Raw genomic sequence first — 18,556 nt, forward strand, 5'->3', positions numbered from 1 at the left:
ACCTTATGGCTCTTGGGTTGAAAAATGTACAAAATGCTCATCTAAAAAAAGCTGCGGATTAGTTGCTGGTAATGAGTTGCAAACTTTTTTTAAGAACTGTTGACAGACAAAAAGCTCGGCATATGCTGAGCTTTTTGTCATCAATTCACTAAAAAATTTTTTTAAATACCGATTTCCCGTTTCAAAAAGGGAACTATTTTCAATCAAAACCCAGAAAGTGCTGCGAGTATTATGAGAGCTTTACAACCGTTCTGCCGCGCAGTTTGCCTTTTAGAATGTTCGATAATGCGTCAGGAAGCTGATCGAGTGTGATTTCTTGCGCAATAGATTCTAGTAATTTATCAGGTTTTAAATCAGCGGCCATTCGCTCCCAAATTTGTTTTCGCAATTCCATTTGGCAATAGACCGAATCGATGCCAAGCAGGTTGACTCCGCGTAGAATAAATGGGAAGACAGTCGTTGGAACGTCGCTGCCTCCAGTTAGCCCACTGACTGCTACAGAGCCGTTGTATTGAATTCTGCTAAGGATTGCGGCAAGGGTTTTCCCGCCTACAGGGTCAACGGCTGCTGCCCAATATTGTTTATCTAACGGACGGATCTGTTCTGGACAAACTTCTTCGCGAGAAAGGATTTCTTTTGCGCCAAGCTCGCGTAAATATTCATGTTCTGTTTCTTTGCCTGTACTTGCGACAACATGATAGTTTCGTTTTGCCAACATGGAAACTGCGATGCTTCCGACTCCGCCGGTTGCTCCTGTAACGAGTACTTTTCCTTTGTCAGGAGTTAATCCATTTTCTTCTAAACGATGGACAGACAATGCCGCCGTAAATCCAGCTGTTCCTAAAGCCATAGCATCTTTTAGTGTCAATCCTTTTGGAAGAGGGACAATCCAATCTGCAGGAATGCGGGCGTATTCGCTGTAGCCGCCGTAATGTGTCACGCCGATTTCATAGCTTGTTGCAATAACTTCGTCTCCCTCTTTAAAGCGCGGATCTTTAGAAGAAACAACAGTGCCGGCTAGATCGATACCTGGTACGAACGGATACGATTTTACAATTTTCCCATTCGGAATGGAAGCTAATCCATCTTTATAATTGACACTGGAATAAGCAACTTTTATGACGACATCTCCTTCTGGAAGGTCATTCATGGAAACGGTTTGTACTTTCACTGAAAAATCTGTCTCCGTTTTGTTCACTACTAACGCTTTGAAGTGGTCCACTCGACATCCCCCTTATTGTTTTTCATATTCTTGCTTTTACGATCATTAGCATTGCATAAATATAGTTAGAATTTTCTGTTAATTAATTTTTGTGAATTTGTGCCAAAAAGACAAAACCTAAAGAAAGGTGGCACTGCCCATTTGGTAAATATATACAGTTAAACCAGAGCGACAACGACAAAAGGGAGATTATGGACTGGCTCGCCCATCAAATTTTCGCAACCAAACATAAGCTGGTTTCCACAGAGCTCTCTTTAACCAACGAGTAATTCGAAGTAGGGATTTCTTACTTTTCATCTCCAATTGAATGAGAACATGTAAGCAATACGTGATCAGGGCTAAGAAAATTTGATTTTGAATAGCTGTTTCACTCATTCCATAAAAGTGCTTAATTTCTACGTGTTGCTTGAGCCATTTGAAAAAGAGTTCAATAGCCCAGCGAGATCGGTAAATATCACTTATCTCTTCTGGTTTTAAATCAAATCGGTTGGTGATGAAACGAAGTAAGTTCCCTTTTGTGTCCATAACTTCTAGTAGACGAAAGACATTTTCAGTACGATTTTGTGTGGTACCAATGTAGACCATTTTATCGGATAGAACGTGACAATCATCAGGAAGTGAAAATGTATAGACTTCACGAATGACTGCGTTTTTCTTCAGTCTTGAAACGAAGAAATAGCCATCATCTGTCATCCGATCAAAACGTTCATAGTCCACATAACCGCGGTCAAACACATACATGGCTTCTTGATCATCCACTAGGACTTCGAGTTGATTTCGGTCATGTTCTTTTGCTGTCGTAATCACTGCTTTTTCAGGATAGACGGTGTCTTTATCCATGAAAACGAGCCGTAAGTGTAGCTTTACACCAGCTTTTGTTTTCCGGAATTTTGCCCATTTATAATGGGTCAAATTCAACGGGAGTGTACTTGAATCAATGATTTTCAGTGGCATATTCTTTCCGTTTTTATAATGGTACCGTTGAATTTTCCAAACAAGATCCAAGAACAAATTTGCAAGAATTAGTGGGTGGATCTGATTGTTTTTTCGGGATAGCTGAGAGGCACTTATCGATTCAAATCCGAGTGCTTTTTGAAGATCTTCGTCTACAAGTGCATCACTCATTTCCTCTAAGCTCGTAAATTCGAGCAGCTGGGCTACCAATAAAAGTTTAATATAGGCTTCTGTTGTCAGCTTTTTTGTGTAATAGTCCTGTTTCAATTCTTTGACTTGTTCGCTAAGTTTTTGAATATTTATGGGTGAAACCCATTTACCAAATGATGAAATTAGTGTATTCTTGTCCATAACAGTTATCCTTTACGATTGGATTTGGACAGGAACCACCTGTACTTCCATTGTAAAGGATTTTTTTGTTTCGAAATCAATAAAAAATTGAACATTCTTAGTATTTTGAATCATCAGATTTAATTACTGCAATGCTAGTGGACAATCAATTAAAATATAATGTCAATAAGGTCATTGCATATGGACATTCACACGGGGCTTATTTAGCTTATCTGTGTAATCGTATGGCGCCAAATGAATTTACTTTCATTCAGTAGCATTGCATTAAGTTAATTTTAATTTGTCAAGCCCAATTTTATGTTAAATTTCATCTTTTTGGATATAAAAAAACTCCTTATAATTAGGATTGGCAGTCCTATCCAAATCCTAAGAATAAGGAGAAACCATTATGGATAAGAATACCACAGAATCCACAATAAATGAACTATTTAAAGAGATCGATCCAATAACTTTTTCAAAACTAATTAATGTGATTGACGTTGACAAATACATTAAAAAATTAACGGCGTATAAGTTTTTACAACTTTGTATCATCGCTCAGTTAAACGAATTGGAAAGCTTAACAAAATTGGCCAAACATTTGAAAGACAAGGAAGAGTTGCAGACATATCTGGAATTTGATGCAATTAGTACTTCGCAACTTTCTCGCAAATTAGGCCAATTATCCCCTCAACTGTTTGAAAAAGTATTTAAATATCTGGTCTTAAAGATCCAAGGGCAAATGAAAAATGCCCCGATCATCCGAAACATTGGTCGTCTTCTGGTCATTGATTCTACCACGATGAGCATGAGTTTGAGCCAATATCCATGGGCAACTTTTCGTAAGACAAAGGCTGGTGTTCGACTCCATTTAAAGGTTGTTGTAACGAAGGATATCACTGTTCCGGATCAAGGGATTATCTTACCCGCGAAACATGCCGATCGCACACAGATGGACGAACTCATTGAAATCGATCCAAATGCGATTTACTTGTTTGATCGAGGGTATGTCGATTACAAACAGTTCGACCGCTTATGCCGAGAAGGGGTGCGATTCATTACCCGGCTTAAAAAGAACGCAGAGATTGAAGTTTTATCGGAACGGATTCCCAATCCAGAACGTTTGATTTATAGGGATCAGATTGTCATTTTAGGAAATGACCGTAATCATACCAAAATGACTCATCCTCTCCGATTGATCGAAACGGTCGACAGCGAAGGGAATCCCGTGATCATCATAACCAATTGCTTTGATCTTTCTGCGGAAGAGATTGCAGATTTATACCGATATCGCTGGAAGATAGAGACCTTCTTTAAATGGATGAAACAGCACCTTAAGATAAAAAGATTTTATGGAAAAAGTCAAAATGCCGTTTACAATCAAATTTGGATCGCCCTAATCACCTATTGCTTACAGGCCATGCTCCAATTAAAAGTGAATCACGATGGTCCTTTATTAGAGATCAAGCGAACTTTACAGAATCTGCTTTTTAAAGGTTTTGACTGTTTTGTTCGCTCCCTTTTTAAAAAGCCAATTCGAACGTCCAACGGTCGGAAAAAATACCATTGGGAAAAAGATTTTGAAACCATCGTGTACCAATTTGAAGAAGGGGAGGTGGAACACCTAGACGATTTAGTTTATGATCCAATGTTTCTGTAATATATTACCAAATTGTGGAAATGGACTGCCGATTAAGACGTCATTGTCCTTTTAAGCTTGCTTAGAAAGATTGTATGTCTGAATATTCAGTTACATGAAATAACTGGAATTTTTATTGAGCTTGACAAACATTAAATTTTTTTATGCAACGCTACTGGATTTACATGAACCCTTGTCATGAGATCATCCCCTTGCCGGATGGATATGCCTGTCATCCATTGTCATTTTATCCTTCGGCCTATTCTATTATTTCGAAAAAAGGCAAAAAAATCCTTCCGTTCCACCCGCCATTTCCGTTCTCACGGATGATCCCAAGGAACATGTCTTGCGAAACGACAAGTCCTGCACTCCGGGGGCGAATTTCATGAATGATCTTCATCAATCGTTCCCCTGCTTCCGCATGAAAACCTTGTGTTAAAATCATATTGTAGAACAGCCGCGAAAGGGGGATATTCCGATTCGACTCCAAGATAAAATAAGGAAACTCCCATCCTCCCCCGGAGTTTATTTGATGAAAGATGCCATCGGCCATATCATTTACGTGGGAAAATCGAAAAATTTGAGAAACAGGGTCCGGTCCTATTTTCAAAACGGCAAAACCCGCTCGCGAAAATTGGAAAACCTGGTCAAAAACGCGAAGGATCTGGATTATATCGAGACCGACACGGAATTTGAGGCGTTGCTGTTGGAAAATCAGCTCATTAAGAAACTGGATCCGAGATACAATAAAAAACTGAAAAATCCCCGGTCCTATACCTATATCGCGATCCGTACGGGCGCAGACCGGCCCGGGATCCGGACGGCCGCCGCAAAAGAAAATGACGGCAGCCTGTATTTCGGCCCCTTTCTCAACCGGACGACCGTGGAAAAAGCGATACGGGGATTGAAAGAATTTTTGCGAATCGACTGCACGAATCCATCAAGTTCCGGACATCCCTGTCTGAACTATTCCCTCGGACTTTGCTTCGGCATCTGCCTCGGCGGGGAAGCCGCGATCCGATATCGCCAAATCCTGAGCCAAATCGCCCTGTTGCTGTCGGCGAAAGATGCGGCCATCCTGAAGGAAATGCGGGAAAAAATGAAAGAGGCGGCCGCCCGTTATGATTTTGAAACCGCCGCGAGATACCGGGACTATTGGATTTCCGTCCGTTCCTTAATCCAAAAGGAACAGGCGATCCGTTTTGCCGAAAAACGCCGCAACATCGCCTTGCTCGAAAGATTGAACGAAGAAACGTGCAAACTTTTTCTCATCAAAGGGAATCAAATCCTCTCCGCGGAACGGCTCCGGCTGGACAATCGGGGGCGCGACGGGCTGAAGCAGCGGATCAAATCCCGCATCGTATCGGTCTTTGGCCAAGCGGACGCATCCCCGCAGGAAATGCATAAGGAAAACGTCGATGAAGCGGAAATCATCTATCAATATTTGCGGAAATCCGGCCGCCCTTTTCTCGTCGTCCCGAAAAAATGGCTGCAAGATCATGGGGGCGGCAAATTGGACGAGGGCATCGACCGCTTGCTGGCAATTTTGCGGGCTTGAACCGGGAGCATGACCGAAATCGGGCGGTCGGCGGCGGCTCATCCCCCTTCCCCGCATCGCCCGGCATGGGGGTCGGGAAGGGGGCATTTTATGCGCAAGGAAGCACGTTGAGTTTTCTTTTTAGGAAAATTCGGTTGATTTTCAAATCCGTTTTCAAGAAAAAGCGCCGCACCCCGCAAGAAAAAAATTCCGTAATTTACCATCTTTTGTGTTTTTTCAACGGGAGATCGTCTTTGCATATGGCAATTGTCATTCCTCAGCCAAACGGTCCGCCAGCGACAGGATCCGTTCCCGCCTTTCGGACGGAAGCTTTTCCAAAAAAGTTTTTAACGAGAAACGCAAGGTCTTTTCCGCTTCGGATACCTCCACGGCTTGAACGTCCGAGTGAAACGGATGCCTTTTGATCAGGGCGGCGATTTCCATGTCTCCGAGGGAATCGAAAAGCAAAAGGATCTCTTTGACGCTCAGACGCGCGTCGAGCAATACGTCTTCCAGATCATCGAAAGCTTTCACTTTTTCCCGTATCAGGGCAAGCTTATCCGTTGAAAAGCGGCACACCAGCAACTCGGCAATCATTTCCCTGTACGCTTCATCGGCCATTTTCGCATTGGAGAAAAATCGGATGCTTGGCTTTCGTTCCGGGTGCAGCGGGGGAACGAAGGTTTTATCGAGCGTGTTCGTCCTGACGGCATGGAGAATATTCGCCGTGATCTTCGGCAGGCTTTTTTCGATATAGTCGCGGAGGGAAGGCCTTGTTAAATTCTCCAGTTCCGACAAATCGCCCGCTGCCTTCCGGATTTTGCAGGCAATGGCCCGATCTTCATCCCCCGACAGTTCCTCCTGGAGAGCGCGGACTTCTTCCGGGTTAATTTCCAACTTCCGGACATTCCCTCCCGCCAACAAACAGCCGATCGCCCCCGTCAGCACCTGTTCAAAAATATTGATCAGCAAATGTTGATAATTTTCATCATAGCCGCTGAGCAAATGATGGATGTCTTCCGCGGCAAAATGCCGGCAAAATTCATTTTCCAGGTAAACATTCTCGAGATATTTTTGGATAAACTCGACCCCGGCCAAGTCCGTAACGGGACGGCAAAGCTGATAATCGATGGAAGCCGGAATTTCGTGGGCTTCAAAATCCGGATTGTAGGTGTTGAAAAAGATCCCGATGCCGCTTTTGCCGAGGGTTGCGTTATACGCCTCATTGACGGTGACGATTTTGTTCTTTAAAACCAGATGATAAAAATGTTTTGCGGTATGAAGTTTTGCGCCGAGGATTTTCCGCCCTTTTTGATACATGTCCTTGACCGTTGCCGTTTTCAGTTCCTGCACCGCAGCTTCCGGATCGGGCAATGTCTTCAGATACAAGCCGATGGTGTACAAGTTGGATTTCATGATGCTTTCCGCTCTTTCCGTCCGGATCGAGCTGCTTTTGCCGCGGCTCCATTCGTCCGCTTTAGCCGCCAATAACTCAAGGCACTGCCGTTGGATCTTTTCCAAATCGGAATCGGTCAAAAACCCATAATGATGCCCCGCTTGCAAAAGGGAAAGGAAGTAGGTTTCGCCGCTCAAGTTTGTCCTGTCCATGATGCGGCGTTTTTCAATATCCGTCATCGTCAACCCCCATCTCATCTTCCGGACGATCCGGATCCGTACCGTCCCGCATCCGCCGGGCAAAGGAATCAAGGGCATCGGCAAGCAAAGCGGGGGACCCGTGGCATTTGCCGTCAAATTGTTCCTTCATGAATGCGATCAAATTATCATCGCTTATGAGATCCATCGTTTCATTTTTGAAGTAATAAAACAGTTCGGTAAGCTCCCGGAGGGTTTCGATCCAACCGTCCTTCGTGAGATACGGGGAATCGCAGAATTCCGCGATGATTTTCGGGATGACGCCTCCGCCGAATTCGATGCGGCCGTTGCTTTTTAATGCCCGGTCTCCCGTTTCCAGCAAATCAACGGCATCCCGCTCGGTGAGAACGAGTCCGTACCGTACGGTCATGGAATTGCAGCTGAGGATCTCCTCCACCGGCTTTTTTTGGATCAACGGGGAAAAAATATTCAGGATTTCCAACGGCATGGAAAGGATCACCTCCAATAATTTTCGAAAAATGTATTGACAAAAACGAAAGAATGTGTTATGGTATAATGGGTGTATTTAAACATATTTAACATTTATATTTTAACATCGCTGATCCGAAAAAGCAATCCGTTCGGGTTGGAGTCTTTTGTCCAAATTCGGGTGCCATTGGATTTTGCCTCCAACAGTCAAAACCGAAGGTTTGTGGAAAATTCGGCGTCCGGATGGGCGAATGCGGATCTTCGTTAAAGGAAAGCGTGCCCCCTTCTTTTTTCGCAACTTTTGGGAATCCGTCCCTTTCGGACAAAAAAGGTTCCGGTGCCACTCATCCGCATCCGTAAGGGCCGCACCAGGAAACCTCCGAATAAAAAAACCCTCCCTTATGCCCGGAAGATCCGCCTATTCCGAATCGGTTCCATCAAACGTTCTCCCGTTTTCTTGGCCGGTCAGGAGGGCCGGATAAATTTCATTCATCAACCGCCGTTTTTCCGCGCTTTCTTTGGCCATACGGCCGTCTTTCCCGCCGAAGAACGGATAACCTTGCAATAATCCTAGCCCGATTTTCTCTTTTTCGGCTTCGGCTCCGGCAGTTCGTCATACGTCGCTTTGGCCGCCGTTTCCAAAAGTTCTCTGTCGTCGATTTCATCGATTTTGAAATAGGGTTTCGCGCCTTCGTACGGCGGTTCCTCGATGACGGCGCCGAGCACCTTTTTGCCCCCTTCGGTCGGTTTGAGAAAAAATTGATTGTCGCATACCAATCCGATGATTTTTCCGTTGCAATAAATGCCATACTCTCCGAACATTTTTTTATAGGTGATGTTTCCCGCGCCCCACATCTGATCACAAACATATTGGACAAATTCCGGATTTGAAGCCATTCCCATTTTCCCTCCGCAATATGATCTTTTTTCGAGTGGCCGGCTCACCACTTACATAGCAATATCCTTCCCGCAATATTCTTCTTCAAACCCCTATTCTCTTATGATCCCGGAACTGGATCCGTACATGACCACCTTCCCGTATTGGTTCCGGTATTCCGCTTTCATTTCGATCGTTTTGTATCCCTCCTTTTGTTCGACCTTTTCAATGATGACTTCACAAGTAATGGTGTCGCCGGTAAAAACGGGGCGGATAAATTCGCTCTTCAATTCCCGGGCGATATAATTCAAATCGCCGCCGATTTTTGTCCCGATGCTGGCCGTCAGCAGCCCGTGTACCATCAAACGGCCTTGATCGTCCGGCCGGACATGGTGGATTCCTTGGTCGCCCGTCAATTCGCCGAACCGCAGGACGTCTTCCGCCGTGAAGGTCCTCGACCAGGAAAACTTGTCCCCCGTTTGAATATTCATTCCTCTCCCCTCTTTCACGTAATCTTTTTCTTCTATTATAGCATTGAATGACCATTCACTCTTCGTCTTTCACAGGAAAACTTTTGCATTTTTTTTGCCAAATCATGAAAGAAATTTGCGGAAATGGATAAGCGGATGCAAGCGTTGGAAGACCGATTGGAAAGCAGAATCGATCGGCTGGAAAATGAAATGAACGAACGATTCGATCGCCTGGAAACCAAAATCAACAACATCCGCATGGAACTTATCGAAACGCAAGAAACCGTCGATTTCCATTCGGTCAAGATCGCCCAACATGACCGGAAAATCCGCAACCTTTCCCAGCAGCAATAACCTCGGCTGGATCGCATCTCATCGATTTTCTCCACAGAAAATGAATCGAAATGCCGATTGCCTGAATTTTCCCTTCTTCTTTAAGCCTTTTCAATGCACCGGCCGCTTCATCCTTTGGCGTATCCTGGTTAGGATAACGGATATAGAGCAGACGAATATAATCGGTCCGCAGGCGCTTTAAACTTTTTTCAACTTCTTTACGCAAAAAGGAAGGGGAGTTATCGTTCACCACCCGGCGACACCTTTGTCGCAATCACTAAAACTCCCCGATTTCCGCTTTCTTTTCCTACTTTGCCGATGATCTCTTCCGAACGTCCAAAGCCATATAAAAAGGCCGTATCGATAAAATTGATCCCGTTTTCAATGATTCGAACCACTTGTCTGCCCGCTTCTTCATCGGAATTTGGAAATAAATTGTAACCCGCGACGGCGTTCGTATCTAAACAGATTGGATTGACATATAAATCCGTTTTGCCAAGCCGCACTTGATTGTTCCTATCAATCCCCTTCTTTCGTTCCCATATTTCCTTCCCCCGCAATTTCAGCAACCATCCATTACATGGATTGTTAGACAGATGCCAATTCGGATCCGCACCGGAGAAGACGCAATCCATCTTTCCATAAAAATCGGAACAGCCATCGGTTGGAGATCGGAAATCCATGATACTCGATCCCTGCGGGCGTCATCTGATCACAACCGGATGGCGGGGAAAATGATGTTTCCAAATGATCTCGCCATTGACTGAATCACGATTGTGCGGACCTTGAAAAAACCAAAGCCAAGTCTTCGTGAAAATTTTGCGTCCCGCCAGGCGGAATCATCCTTAGGCAAAGATCCGCTTCTTTTTCCGCCATTTCTTGGACTTCTTCCTAAGAAACCCGATGATTATTTTGTCAAGTCAATGACGACCTTGACCGTATCTTTTGCGGCAATGGCCGTCTCGAAAGCGGTTTGCAACTCGTCCAAACCAAAAACATGGGTAACAATATTGGAAATGGGCGTCTTTCGTGCTGGAAGACGATGCCTGCCAATAAAGCATTCCACATCGCCCGGACCGGATACTCGTCCCTTCCTTTTCCCCGTTCTTTTTCGAGCTTTTTCATGAATGCTTCATCCGGCATATTTTCGAGGACCAGACGGAGCCGTTCCAAATCTCCCAATTCTTCAATTTCATTCCACGAAAATAAGCTGAGTTGTGGTATAATAGCCATATGGATCCCTTCTTTGGGTGTTTAGTGATTTTGTGATAATTTCATTTTACACCAAAGGGGATCCATTTTTTATGCCCTTTTCGCCTGGGGGGAATTTTTTTAGCTGCTCCGTTCAAAGCATGATTTCCTCTATTTTTACATCGAAAAATGGGGGAAATTTTTTTTGACAGGTCTCGCAAAGTTTTGCGGGACAAGTTATTGCGGACAGCGCAATTAGCTCGTAATGAAAGATAGATAGGGTATCTCTGAATGGATTTAGAATGGATAAGGAGTCGGTTTCCTCCGCACAGGAGACAGAATATTCTGTCTCCTGTGCGGAAAGGGAGCATCCCCTTACTTTGTTATTTACAGTATTTGGTTAATTGTAACGTTCTTCAAACATTCGCTGGAGGGCTTCCTGCGCTTCGGCAAATCCTCGCAACTTTCGCTCTGCCCATTTCTCATTAAAATCTTGAATGGTCAAATACACGATTTTTTCCGCGGCTTCTAAACTGCTCAAACTGTTCATCGGTTTTAGACGTTTCCGAATCTCCTTGATCGTTCGTTCGATGGCATTTGTCGTGTAAATTACACTTCGAATACTGTTCGGATAGTCCATAAATGTGAGGAGAACATCCAACTCATTGGCCCACGATTGGACTTCCCTTGGGTATTTGTGAGACCATTTGGATTGAAACTGTTGAAACATCTCCAATGCGATTTCTTTATTCGGAGAACGATAAATGAGTTTCAGGTCCTCCGCCATTTCGAATTGATCTTTTTTCCGAACACGGCTGAGGGTGTTGCGGACTTTGTGCACGACACAGCGCTGCACATCGGCTTTCGGATACACCGCCTTAAAGGCTTCCTCCAACCCCGGAAGGCCATCGAAGACGCCAAGAAGCACTTCCTTGACGCCTCTTTTGTAGAGCTGTTGGAGAATCTCCTGCCATACATAGGCGCTTTCTTGTCCGCCTACGAAGAAATCAAGAATTTCACGATACCCTTCTTCGTTCACCCCCAATACCACATAAATAACTTCTTTCTCTACCGTATCCCGGCGAAGTTTCACGTACAAGCCGTCCAAATATAAGACCGAATAACGCTGGTGTAGTGGACGAGCGTGCCATTTCTCGATGTCTTCCTTCACGACATCGGTAATCCGGCTGATCGTCGCAGGAGAATAGGTGCTTCCTAGAATTCGTTCGATAAACTTGCCAATTTCCCGTGTACTCATGCCACTTTGATACATCCTAATGATTGCTTCCTCCAGCCAGCCGGTGTGCCGTTGGTATGGGGCAAACAACTGTGTTTGAAATTCCCCGTTTCGGTCTCTTGGAACCAAAAGACCCTCAATCCGGCCATATTGCGTATCTAGATTTCGCTGATAGTAGCCGTTTCTCATATTCGGTGTTCCAGCCTGTTCGATTTCGAGGAAATTTTTCATTTCTTCCCGCATAATCAGCTCTAATTTTTCTTTCACAAATTGACGAATAACACTTTCCAGTTGATTTGCCCAGTCGACATTCGGTATACTTCTTTTAGACATAGGTAGGGTACTCCTTTCTCTGGAATGTGTTATGGCTAAATCAGAGAATACCCTACCTTTTTTCTTTTGGTCTAGCAAAATGCTTTACACAAACTTTTATACATCATCGCGGTCGCCAATACCGAGTCTCCCACAACTTCTCCCCATTCCCCAAAGCTTTTGTTGGAGGTGAGGATAATCGGGGCATGTTCATACCGACGGGCGATGACCTGAAATAAGTAATGGGCGCTGTTTGGGTCCAGTTTTAAGTACCCCATTTCATCAATAATGAGAACGGTTGGCTTCACAAACATGCGAAGCTTTTTTTCCAGCTTTCCTTCCTGGTCGGCTTTTCTTAACTGAGTGACCAAATCATGGGCGGTAATAAAATACGTTTTATACCCTCTTGCGATCGCCTCCATTCCAATCGAAATCGCCAGATGTGTCTTTCCAATCCCCGGCGGACCGAGAAAAAGGATAGTGTGAGTAAAATGTTTGTGGGAGAAATTCTTAGAATTCCCCGATGAGGGGGTTGGGAACGTAGGTTCGCAATCCCCCTCATCGGGGCCACCAAGCAAAGCGCGGTAGGATCCCAAGCAGGAAACATGAAAAAAGGACTCTCTCCCTGGTAAGATGATCATTGTTCACACCATCAAACAGGAGGAGAGAGTCGCATGAATATTCAACAACATCTTACCACAAATTCGTTGACATGGAAAGAGATCGAACTTGATTTCAAGTCTATCGGTATTAAAGCTGGCCATGAACACCGCTGAACAAAATGGGAAAAACATTGCAGAAATGCTGAAAGGATCACAGCCTGCCGTCTCTCTTGAGCTTCATCTTGGAAACACTGTTGACTTGAAAGGATAAAAAGATTTGAGATCTTCTTCCTTTGAAAAAGCAGCTGCAACCTGAATTTCTTTCTGAGTTGCAGCTGTTTTTTCTTTTTAAGGAATTACGAGTCGCTGATTGCTGGCAGCAGCTGTCTGAACGACAACATCCAAAAAAAGATTATTAAGGATTCAGCAGCCTTCATTAAGAAAGGAAAAAAGTTTAAAAAAACAGTAATAGAAACAACGAAGATAAAGGTGTGGTGCAAAGATGGCGATGCAGCATTGTCCGAAGATGGAACAAATTTTACTACCGCTGATAAAAAGTTGATAAGAGCTTATGTCGAGTGCCTCCCTTTTTTCTGCCAGATGTATAGAAGGAGAATATTTTTATGTGGTTTGCGCAAGGCCTGAGGCTCATTGAAAGTATAAAGAGGAAATGCTCATATCAGGAAGAGTAAAAGAATCTTACAAGGGAAAAAGGAGAATAACAAGCAAAAAAATGACTTTAAAGTTCATGAACAAATTTTCCGAACAACAGATTGAAGCCATCAGGCAGGCTGTTGAATTAGCACCTAAAAACAAATCATAAAAAAACACTTGCTATTATGGAATTGCCGCTCTTTTGTACGTTCAAGAGTGTTTTTCCGAAGCAGGGTCTCGCGTGAGATGTAAAAGTTAATTTTTCATGAGATCGATTATAAATGACAAGCATCTTGTCAATATTAAAGACAAATCCTCATAAAATTTTTTTGATGGGCATACATACAAACGAACAGGAGGGATACTCTCATGAAAACAAAAGCGGCAGTGATTCATACCAAAGGGGAAGACTTTAAAATCGAAGAAGTGGAGCTATCCGAATTAAAGGCGAATGAGGTATTAGTTAAAGTGGTGGCTTCCGGAGTTTGTCATACGGATGCAGTTGCGAGAGATATGGGGTTGACACCGTTTCCCGTTGTTTTAGGACATGAAGGCAGCGGAATTGTAGAAAAAGTCGGATCAGGTGTAAAAACTGTGGAGCCGGGAGATCATGTTGTCATTTCTTATGCTTCCTGCGGCCATTGTGAAAACTGTTTAACCGGTCATCCTTCGACATGCGTCAATTTTAATGATTTGAATTTCGGCGGAACGGATGAAGACGGAAATCATCGGATTCATCAGGATAGCAAAGGAATATCAACGTTTTTCGGCCAATCTTCTTTTTCCGCATATGCGATTGCAAATGAGAGAAACGTTGTGAAAGTGGATCAAGAGGTCGACATCTCTCTATTAGGACCGTTGGGCTGCGGAATTCAAACGGGGGCTGGCACGGTTTTAAATAAATTGAAGCCGGAGTTCGGTTCTTCCATTGCCGTCTATGGCTGTGGGGCTGTAGGGTTAAGCGCGATTATGGCAGCCAAAATCGTCGGATGCAAACATATCATCGCTATTGATATTCATGCGAATCGTTTGGAGATGGCGAAAGAATTAGGAGCTACTGCTGCATTAAATAGCAAAGAAGTCGATATTGTGAAAAACATTAAAGAGATTACGAATGGCGGCACTCATTATGCCGTTGAAACGACCGGTGTACCTGTTGTTGTCCGCCAATCGCTTCAAGCATTGCGTCCGCTTGGACAAGTTGCCATTGTAGGTGTTACACCTGAAATGACCCTCGATGTCCACAATGATCTGATGGCAGAAGGGAAAACGATGATGGGTGTGATTGAGGGAGATGCAGTACCGCAAGTGTTCATCCCTGAATTGGTTGATTATTATAAAAAAGGCCTGTTCCCGTTTGATAAATTAGTCCGTTTTTACAATTTTGACGATATTAACAAAGCCTTTGAAGATTCCAAGAATGGGTTCACCATCAAACCAATCTTAATAATCGCACAATAGTTGCTTCTACAAGCACTTCTTTGAAGTTTAAAGATCAAATCTAATATATAATCCCGCAGAAATACTTTAAGAATTCTGTGGGATTTTGGTATGTGAGCATTTTGCAAAATTAGATTTTTATTAAAAAGAGTTTTAAAAGAAACCCAAATAAATTGGGGTATTTTGTATCTTTGGTTTACAAATATTCTGTTTGTCCTTTTTTGGGCGTACTTGCAGAATTTTTCGCTTTAAAAATTTTTTAAGCGGTTTGTTGCTTTTACTCTCTTTTGCCATTGCGAGAGCTGAAACCAGTAATACGATGGCGTTCAAGTAAATATGAGTTTTTACTTTATCGATTCCCCACACATGCAGGGAGTTCGCTGTAAGATAACTTTTCATTCTTGAATTGCACCGTTCTACACTGGTTCGCTCATTGTAAAGTTCTTTCCAACGTTTGGAATCGCGGTGTGGATTAGAGTACCGGCGAAGATCCTTATTCACGTTAATTTTTACTACCATTCCATAGTTGGAGGATGAACAGGCTGCCATTCCTAATGGGCAATCCACTTTTCCGGTTGCGTGTGGACATCTGAATTTGAGCTGGTCCTTATTGGCTCCCCAATAAGTCATTTCGTACCCCATAGAACAGCGTGGGGTTCCATTGGAGGCAATTCCTTCGGGAGGCTCCTTTTCATTACGCAAATTGAGTGGAATAATAGCTTGAGCCCCAATGTTCTTGGCGGATTCGTAGTTTTTAAGCTGGTCGTACCCACCATCCATTATCAGGAAATCAATTTTAGAGTTTGTACAACTCTTTACTTGTTCAATTAATTGTGGTGCGACATCCCCATCGTTGATATGAGCAGGGGTTACTTCAATCGCCATTGGTAATTCACATTTGGTGTCAACGGAAAGATGCATCTTATAGCCAAACCAAGTAATTTTATTACCGAAGGAATCAAACTTTGCCCCCCAATTGGCGTTGCCTGTTTGTTCACTTCGCTTCTTAGGCTGCTTCTTTTCGTAAGCATCAATGGCGGCACTGTCGATACCTGATGTTTTCCATCAATTACTCCTTCCTCTTGAGCTAACTGGACGAGATCTTGAAAGATTCTTTTCACGAGTCCAGTTTTGGTTAGTGAAGAAAATACTCGGCTAAGAGTAGAGATGGATGGTGCAGGCCTGCTAATATCTAAACCACATTGGTAACGAAAACGCAGGTCATTTTTCAATCGATTGTGAAGAGAAGTAAAAGTATCAATACCTTCTAATGGGGCAGCGATAAGAGCCCTTAATATCCCTTCTTTGGAATGTCCTTCAGCCCCTTGGGGTGAAGAACTTTTCAATTGTTTAGCATAAGGACGCAAATCTAGAGCACTAAAAAAGATCGGTAATTTCTCTTTTGACTCTAAAATTTGCAATTCTTCAAAGGAAAATAGACTTTCTTGTAGAATATACAAAGTGACTTCCTCCTTGTGGATTTTTGTGTTTTAGTCACTTCAAAATTCTACAAATAAGGGGTGAAGTCCTTTTTTTTTGCTTTAGAAAACCTTATGGCTCTTGGGTTGAAAAATGTGCAAAATGCTCATATAAAAAATATAGTTTTGATGGGCTGGCTTTTTTTTGCCGAATATAAAAAAATACTGAGACCGAACTAAAAGAAATAATTTATCTAAAAAAAGCTGCGGATTAGTTGCTGGTAATGAGTTACAAACTTTTTTAAGAACTGTTGACAGACAAAAAGCTCGGCATATGCTGAGCTTTTTGTCATCAATTCACTAAAAAATTTTTTTAAATACCGATTTCCCGTTTCAAAAAGGGAACTATTTTCAATCAAAACCCAGAAAAAGCTGCGAGTATTATGAGAGCTTTACAACCGTTCTGCCGCGCAGCTTGCCTTTTAGAATGTTCGATAATGCGTCAGGAAGCTGATCGAGTGTGATTTCTTGCGCAATAGATTCTAGTAATTTATCAGGTTTTAAATCAGCGGCCATTCGCTCCCAAATTTGTTTTCGCAATTCCATTTGGCAATAGACCGAATCGATGCCAAGCAGGTTGACTCCGCGTAGAATAAATGGGAAGACAGTCGTTGGAACGTCGCTGCCTCCAGTTAGCCCACTGACTGCTACAGAGCCGTTGTATTGAATTCTGCTAAGGATTGCGGCAAGGGTTTTCCCGCCTACAGGGTCAACGGCTGCTGCCCAATATTGTTTATCTAACGGACGGATCTGTTCTGGACAAACTTCTTCGCGAGAAAGGATTTCTTTTGCGCCAAGCTCGCGTAAATATTCATGTTCTGTTTCTTTGCCTGTACTTGCGACAACATGATAGTTTCGTTTTGCCAACATGGAAACTGCGATGCTTCCGACTCCGCCGGTTGCTCCTGTAACGAGTACTTTTCCTTTGTCAGGAGTTAATCCATTTTCTTCTAAACGATGGACAGACAATGCCGCCGTAAATCCAGCTGTTCCTAAAGCCATAGCATCTTTTAGTGTCAATCCTTTTGGAAGAGGGACAATCCAATCTGCAGGAATGCGGGCGTATTCGCTGTAGCCGCCGTAATGTGTCACGCCGATTTCATAGCTTGTTGCAATAACTTCGTCTCCCTCTTTAAAGCGCGGATCTTTAGAAGAAACAACAGTGCCGGCTAGATCGATACCTGGTACGAACGGATACGATTTTACAATTTTCCCATTCGGAATGGAAGCTAATCCATCTTTATAATTGACACTGGAATAAGCAACTTTTATGACGACATCTCCTTCTGGAAGGTCATTCATGGAAATGGTTTGTACTTTCACTGAAAAATCTGTCTCCGTTTTGTTCACTACTAACGCTTTGAAGTGGTCCACTCGACATCCCCCTTATTGTTTTTCATATTCTTGCTTTTACGATAACAAAATTATTCTGACCGGTCAAAATATTTTTATCGTCAAAAATTCATGTATAATATCGTTATGACCGAAGTTCGAGGGGTGTTTTTATGAAGAAAAAAGCAGAAGAAAGGCGAGAACAAATTTTAAGGGCTGCTTTTCAAGCTGTTTCAGATAAAGGGTACGAAACGGTAACATTGCAGGATATTGCTGATTATGCAGGTGTAAGCAAAGGGGTTACGAATTATTACTTTGAAAATAAAGAGGATGTTTTTTTAAGCTTGCTGGAATGGGTGACGGATCGCATTTATCAACAAGAGTATAAAGCGGTTAGTAAGCAGACAGCAGCGATAAATAAATTAGAGGCTTATATCCATTCTGTTTTTATCGATCCAAAAAAGAATAAAAAATTTTACAAAGTGTACCTTGATTTTATGGCACAAGCGAGCCGAAATCCACAATATCGGCTTATAAATCTCAAGTTTTATGAAAACTGCTGGAAAATCGGCCGCGACATTGTTGCTCTTGGTCAAGAGGAAGGAACGTTTTCAGCTGACATTGATGTCGATACAGCTTCCAAAATGATTCGCTCGATCATCGATGGATGTCTCATTCAGTGGTTAATGCGTGATGAAGATCATCTTCATGAGTTTTATAAGAAAACTTGCTATGAGCTAATTTTAAAATATTTAAAATAAGGAAAGTCTTTTGGGTATGATCTCCTGAAAATAGACATATTCCAGCGCTCAGCACCTGAATGTACTTGAGACAAACTGGGACTGTAACGAATGTTAAAATTATCG

At 43.0% G+C, this 18,556-nt stretch carries 17 protein-coding genes and 3 pseudogenes; 5 read left to right on the top strand and 15 right to left on the bottom strand.

Annotation, left to right across the window (positions count from 1 at the left end):
- Positions 1-229: 229 nt before the first annotated feature.
- Positions 230-1,222, bottom strand: a complete 993-nt coding sequence (locus NSS70_RS03400) for an NADPH:quinone oxidoreductase family protein (protein WP_340880928.1) — start codon at positions 1,220-1,222, stop codon at positions 230-232.
- Between the two features lie 189 nt (positions 1,223-1,411).
- Entirely contained in the window at positions 1,412-2,527 is a 1,116-nt protein-coding gene (locus NSS70_RS03405; RefSeq protein WP_340880929.1) for an IS4 family transposase, read from the bottom strand.
- 388 nt (positions 2,528-2,915) lie between these two features.
- Here NSS70_RS03405 and NSS70_RS03410 point away from each other — a divergent pair, with 388 nt between their 5' ends.
- Positions 2,916-4,166 (top strand): IS4 family transposase, encoded by a 1,251-nt coding sequence (locus NSS70_RS03410; RefSeq protein WP_339192832.1) that lies wholly within the window; start codon positions 2,916-2,918, stop codon positions 4,164-4,166.
- A 238-nt stretch (positions 4,167-4,404) separates the two neighbouring features.
- Here NSS70_RS03410 and NSS70_RS03415 read toward each other — a convergent pair whose 3' ends face one another.
- Positions 4,405-4,545, bottom strand: a complete 141-nt coding sequence (locus NSS70_RS03415) for a hypothetical protein (RefSeq protein WP_340880930.1) — start codon at positions 4,543-4,545, stop codon at positions 4,405-4,407.
- A 129-nt stretch (positions 4,546-4,674) separates the two neighbouring features.
- Between NSS70_RS03415 and NSS70_RS03420 the strand changes: the two genes are divergently transcribed.
- Positions 4,675-5,703 carry a GIY-YIG nuclease family protein gene (locus NSS70_RS03420; RefSeq protein ID WP_340880931.1) on the top strand — a complete coding sequence of 343 codons (1,029 nt, stop codon included), beginning with the start codon at positions 4,675-4,677 and terminating at the stop codon, positions 5,701-5,703.
- 249 nt (positions 5,704-5,952) lie between these two features.
- Here NSS70_RS03420 and NSS70_RS03425 read toward each other — a convergent pair whose 3' ends face one another.
- The 10 genes and pseudogenes from NSS70_RS03425 to NSS70_RS03470 all read right to left on the bottom strand — a co-directional run.
- Entirely contained in the window at positions 5,953-7,317 is a 1,365-nt protein-coding gene (locus tag NSS70_RS03425) for a DUF6179 domain-containing protein (protein ID WP_340880932.1), read from the bottom strand.
- The gene (locus NSS70_RS03430; protein WP_340880933.1) at positions 7,304-7,783 is read right to left on the bottom strand and encodes a DUF6323 family protein; all 480 of its coding nucleotides are present in this window, start codon (positions 7,781-7,783) and stop codon (positions 7,304-7,306) included. The genes NSS70_RS03425 and NSS70_RS03430 overlap by 14 nt, the downstream gene beginning before the upstream one ends.
- A 399-nt stretch (positions 7,784-8,182) precedes the next feature.
- Positions 8,183-8,329 carry a hypothetical protein gene (locus NSS70_RS03435; protein WP_340880934.1) on the bottom strand — a complete coding sequence of 49 codons (147 nt, stop codon included), beginning with the start codon at positions 8,327-8,329 and terminating at the stop codon, positions 8,183-8,185.
- A gap of 5 nt (positions 8,330-8,334) precedes the next feature.
- Entirely contained in the window at positions 8,335-8,661 is a 327-nt protein-coding gene (locus NSS70_RS03440) for a TfoX/Sxy family protein (protein WP_340880935.1), read from the bottom strand.
- A 93-nt stretch (positions 8,662-8,754) separates the two neighbouring features.
- The gene (locus tag NSS70_RS03445; RefSeq protein WP_340880936.1) at positions 8,755-9,132 is read right to left on the bottom strand and encodes an FAS1-like dehydratase domain-containing protein; all 378 of its coding nucleotides are present in this window, start codon (positions 9,130-9,132) and stop codon (positions 8,755-8,757) included.
- Between the two features lie 102 nt (positions 9,133-9,234).
- Complete coding sequence (locus tag NSS70_RS03450; RefSeq protein WP_340882597.1) at positions 9,235-9,429, bottom strand: hypothetical protein; 195 nt, start codon at positions 9,427-9,429, stop codon at positions 9,235-9,237.
- Positions 9,430-9,482: 53 nt separating this feature from the next.
- Positions 9,483-9,968: pseudogene (locus tag NSS70_RS03455) on the bottom strand (aldo/keto reductase); the annotation flags it as partial.
- Positions 9,969-10,359: 391 nt separating this feature from the next.
- On the bottom strand, positions 10,360-10,677 hold the full coding sequence (locus tag NSS70_RS20760; RefSeq protein ID WP_445290577.1) for a hypothetical protein: 318 nt from the start codon (positions 10,675-10,677) through the stop codon (positions 10,360-10,362).
- 358 nt (positions 10,678-11,035) lie between these two features.
- The gene (locus tag NSS70_RS03465) at positions 11,036-12,205 is read right to left on the bottom strand and encodes an IS256 family transposase (protein ID WP_340880937.1); all 1,170 of its coding nucleotides are present in this window, start codon (positions 12,203-12,205) and stop codon (positions 11,036-11,038) included.
- 89 nt (positions 12,206-12,294) lie between these two features.
- Positions 12,295-12,663: pseudogene (locus NSS70_RS03470) on the bottom strand (ATP-binding protein); the annotation flags it as partial.
- Between the two features lie 250 nt (positions 12,664-12,913).
- On the opposite strand from NSS70_RS03470, the gene NSS70_RS03475 reads away from it, so the two are divergent.
- Both NSS70_RS03475 and NSS70_RS03480 read left to right on the top strand, forming a co-directional pair.
- Entirely contained in the window at positions 12,914-13,057 is a 144-nt protein-coding gene (locus NSS70_RS03475; protein WP_340880938.1) for a YjfB family protein, read from the top strand.
- Between the two features lie 752 nt (positions 13,058-13,809).
- Entirely contained in the window at positions 13,810-14,901 is a 1,092-nt protein-coding gene (locus NSS70_RS03480) for an NAD(P)-dependent alcohol dehydrogenase (protein WP_340880939.1), read from the top strand.
- A gap of 252 nt (positions 14,902-15,153) precedes the next feature.
- Here NSS70_RS03480 and NSS70_RS03485 read toward each other — a convergent pair.
- A pseudogene (locus tag NSS70_RS03485) lies at positions 15,154-16,340 on the bottom strand (transposase); the annotation flags it as partial.
- Between the two features lie 399 nt (positions 16,341-16,739).
- The gene (locus NSS70_RS03490; protein WP_340789611.1) at positions 16,740-17,732 is read right to left on the bottom strand and encodes an NADPH:quinone oxidoreductase family protein; all 993 of its coding nucleotides are present in this window, start codon (positions 17,730-17,732) and stop codon (positions 16,740-16,742) included.
- A 131-nt stretch (positions 17,733-17,863) separates the two neighbouring features.
- On the opposite strand from NSS70_RS03490, the gene NSS70_RS03495 reads away from it, so the two are divergent.
- Positions 17,864-18,451, top strand: coding sequence for a TetR/AcrR family transcriptional regulator (locus NSS70_RS03495; RefSeq protein ID WP_339194251.1), 588 nt, complete (start codon positions 17,864-17,866; stop codon positions 18,449-18,451).
- Positions 18,452-18,556 lie beyond the last annotated feature (105 nt).

Origin of the sequence: Aeribacillus sp. FSL K6-2848 (assembly GCF_038004325.1) — a bacterium.
Taxonomy (GTDB): domain Bacteria; phylum Bacillota; class Bacilli; order Bacillales; family Aeribacillaceae; genus Aeribacillus; species Aeribacillus composti.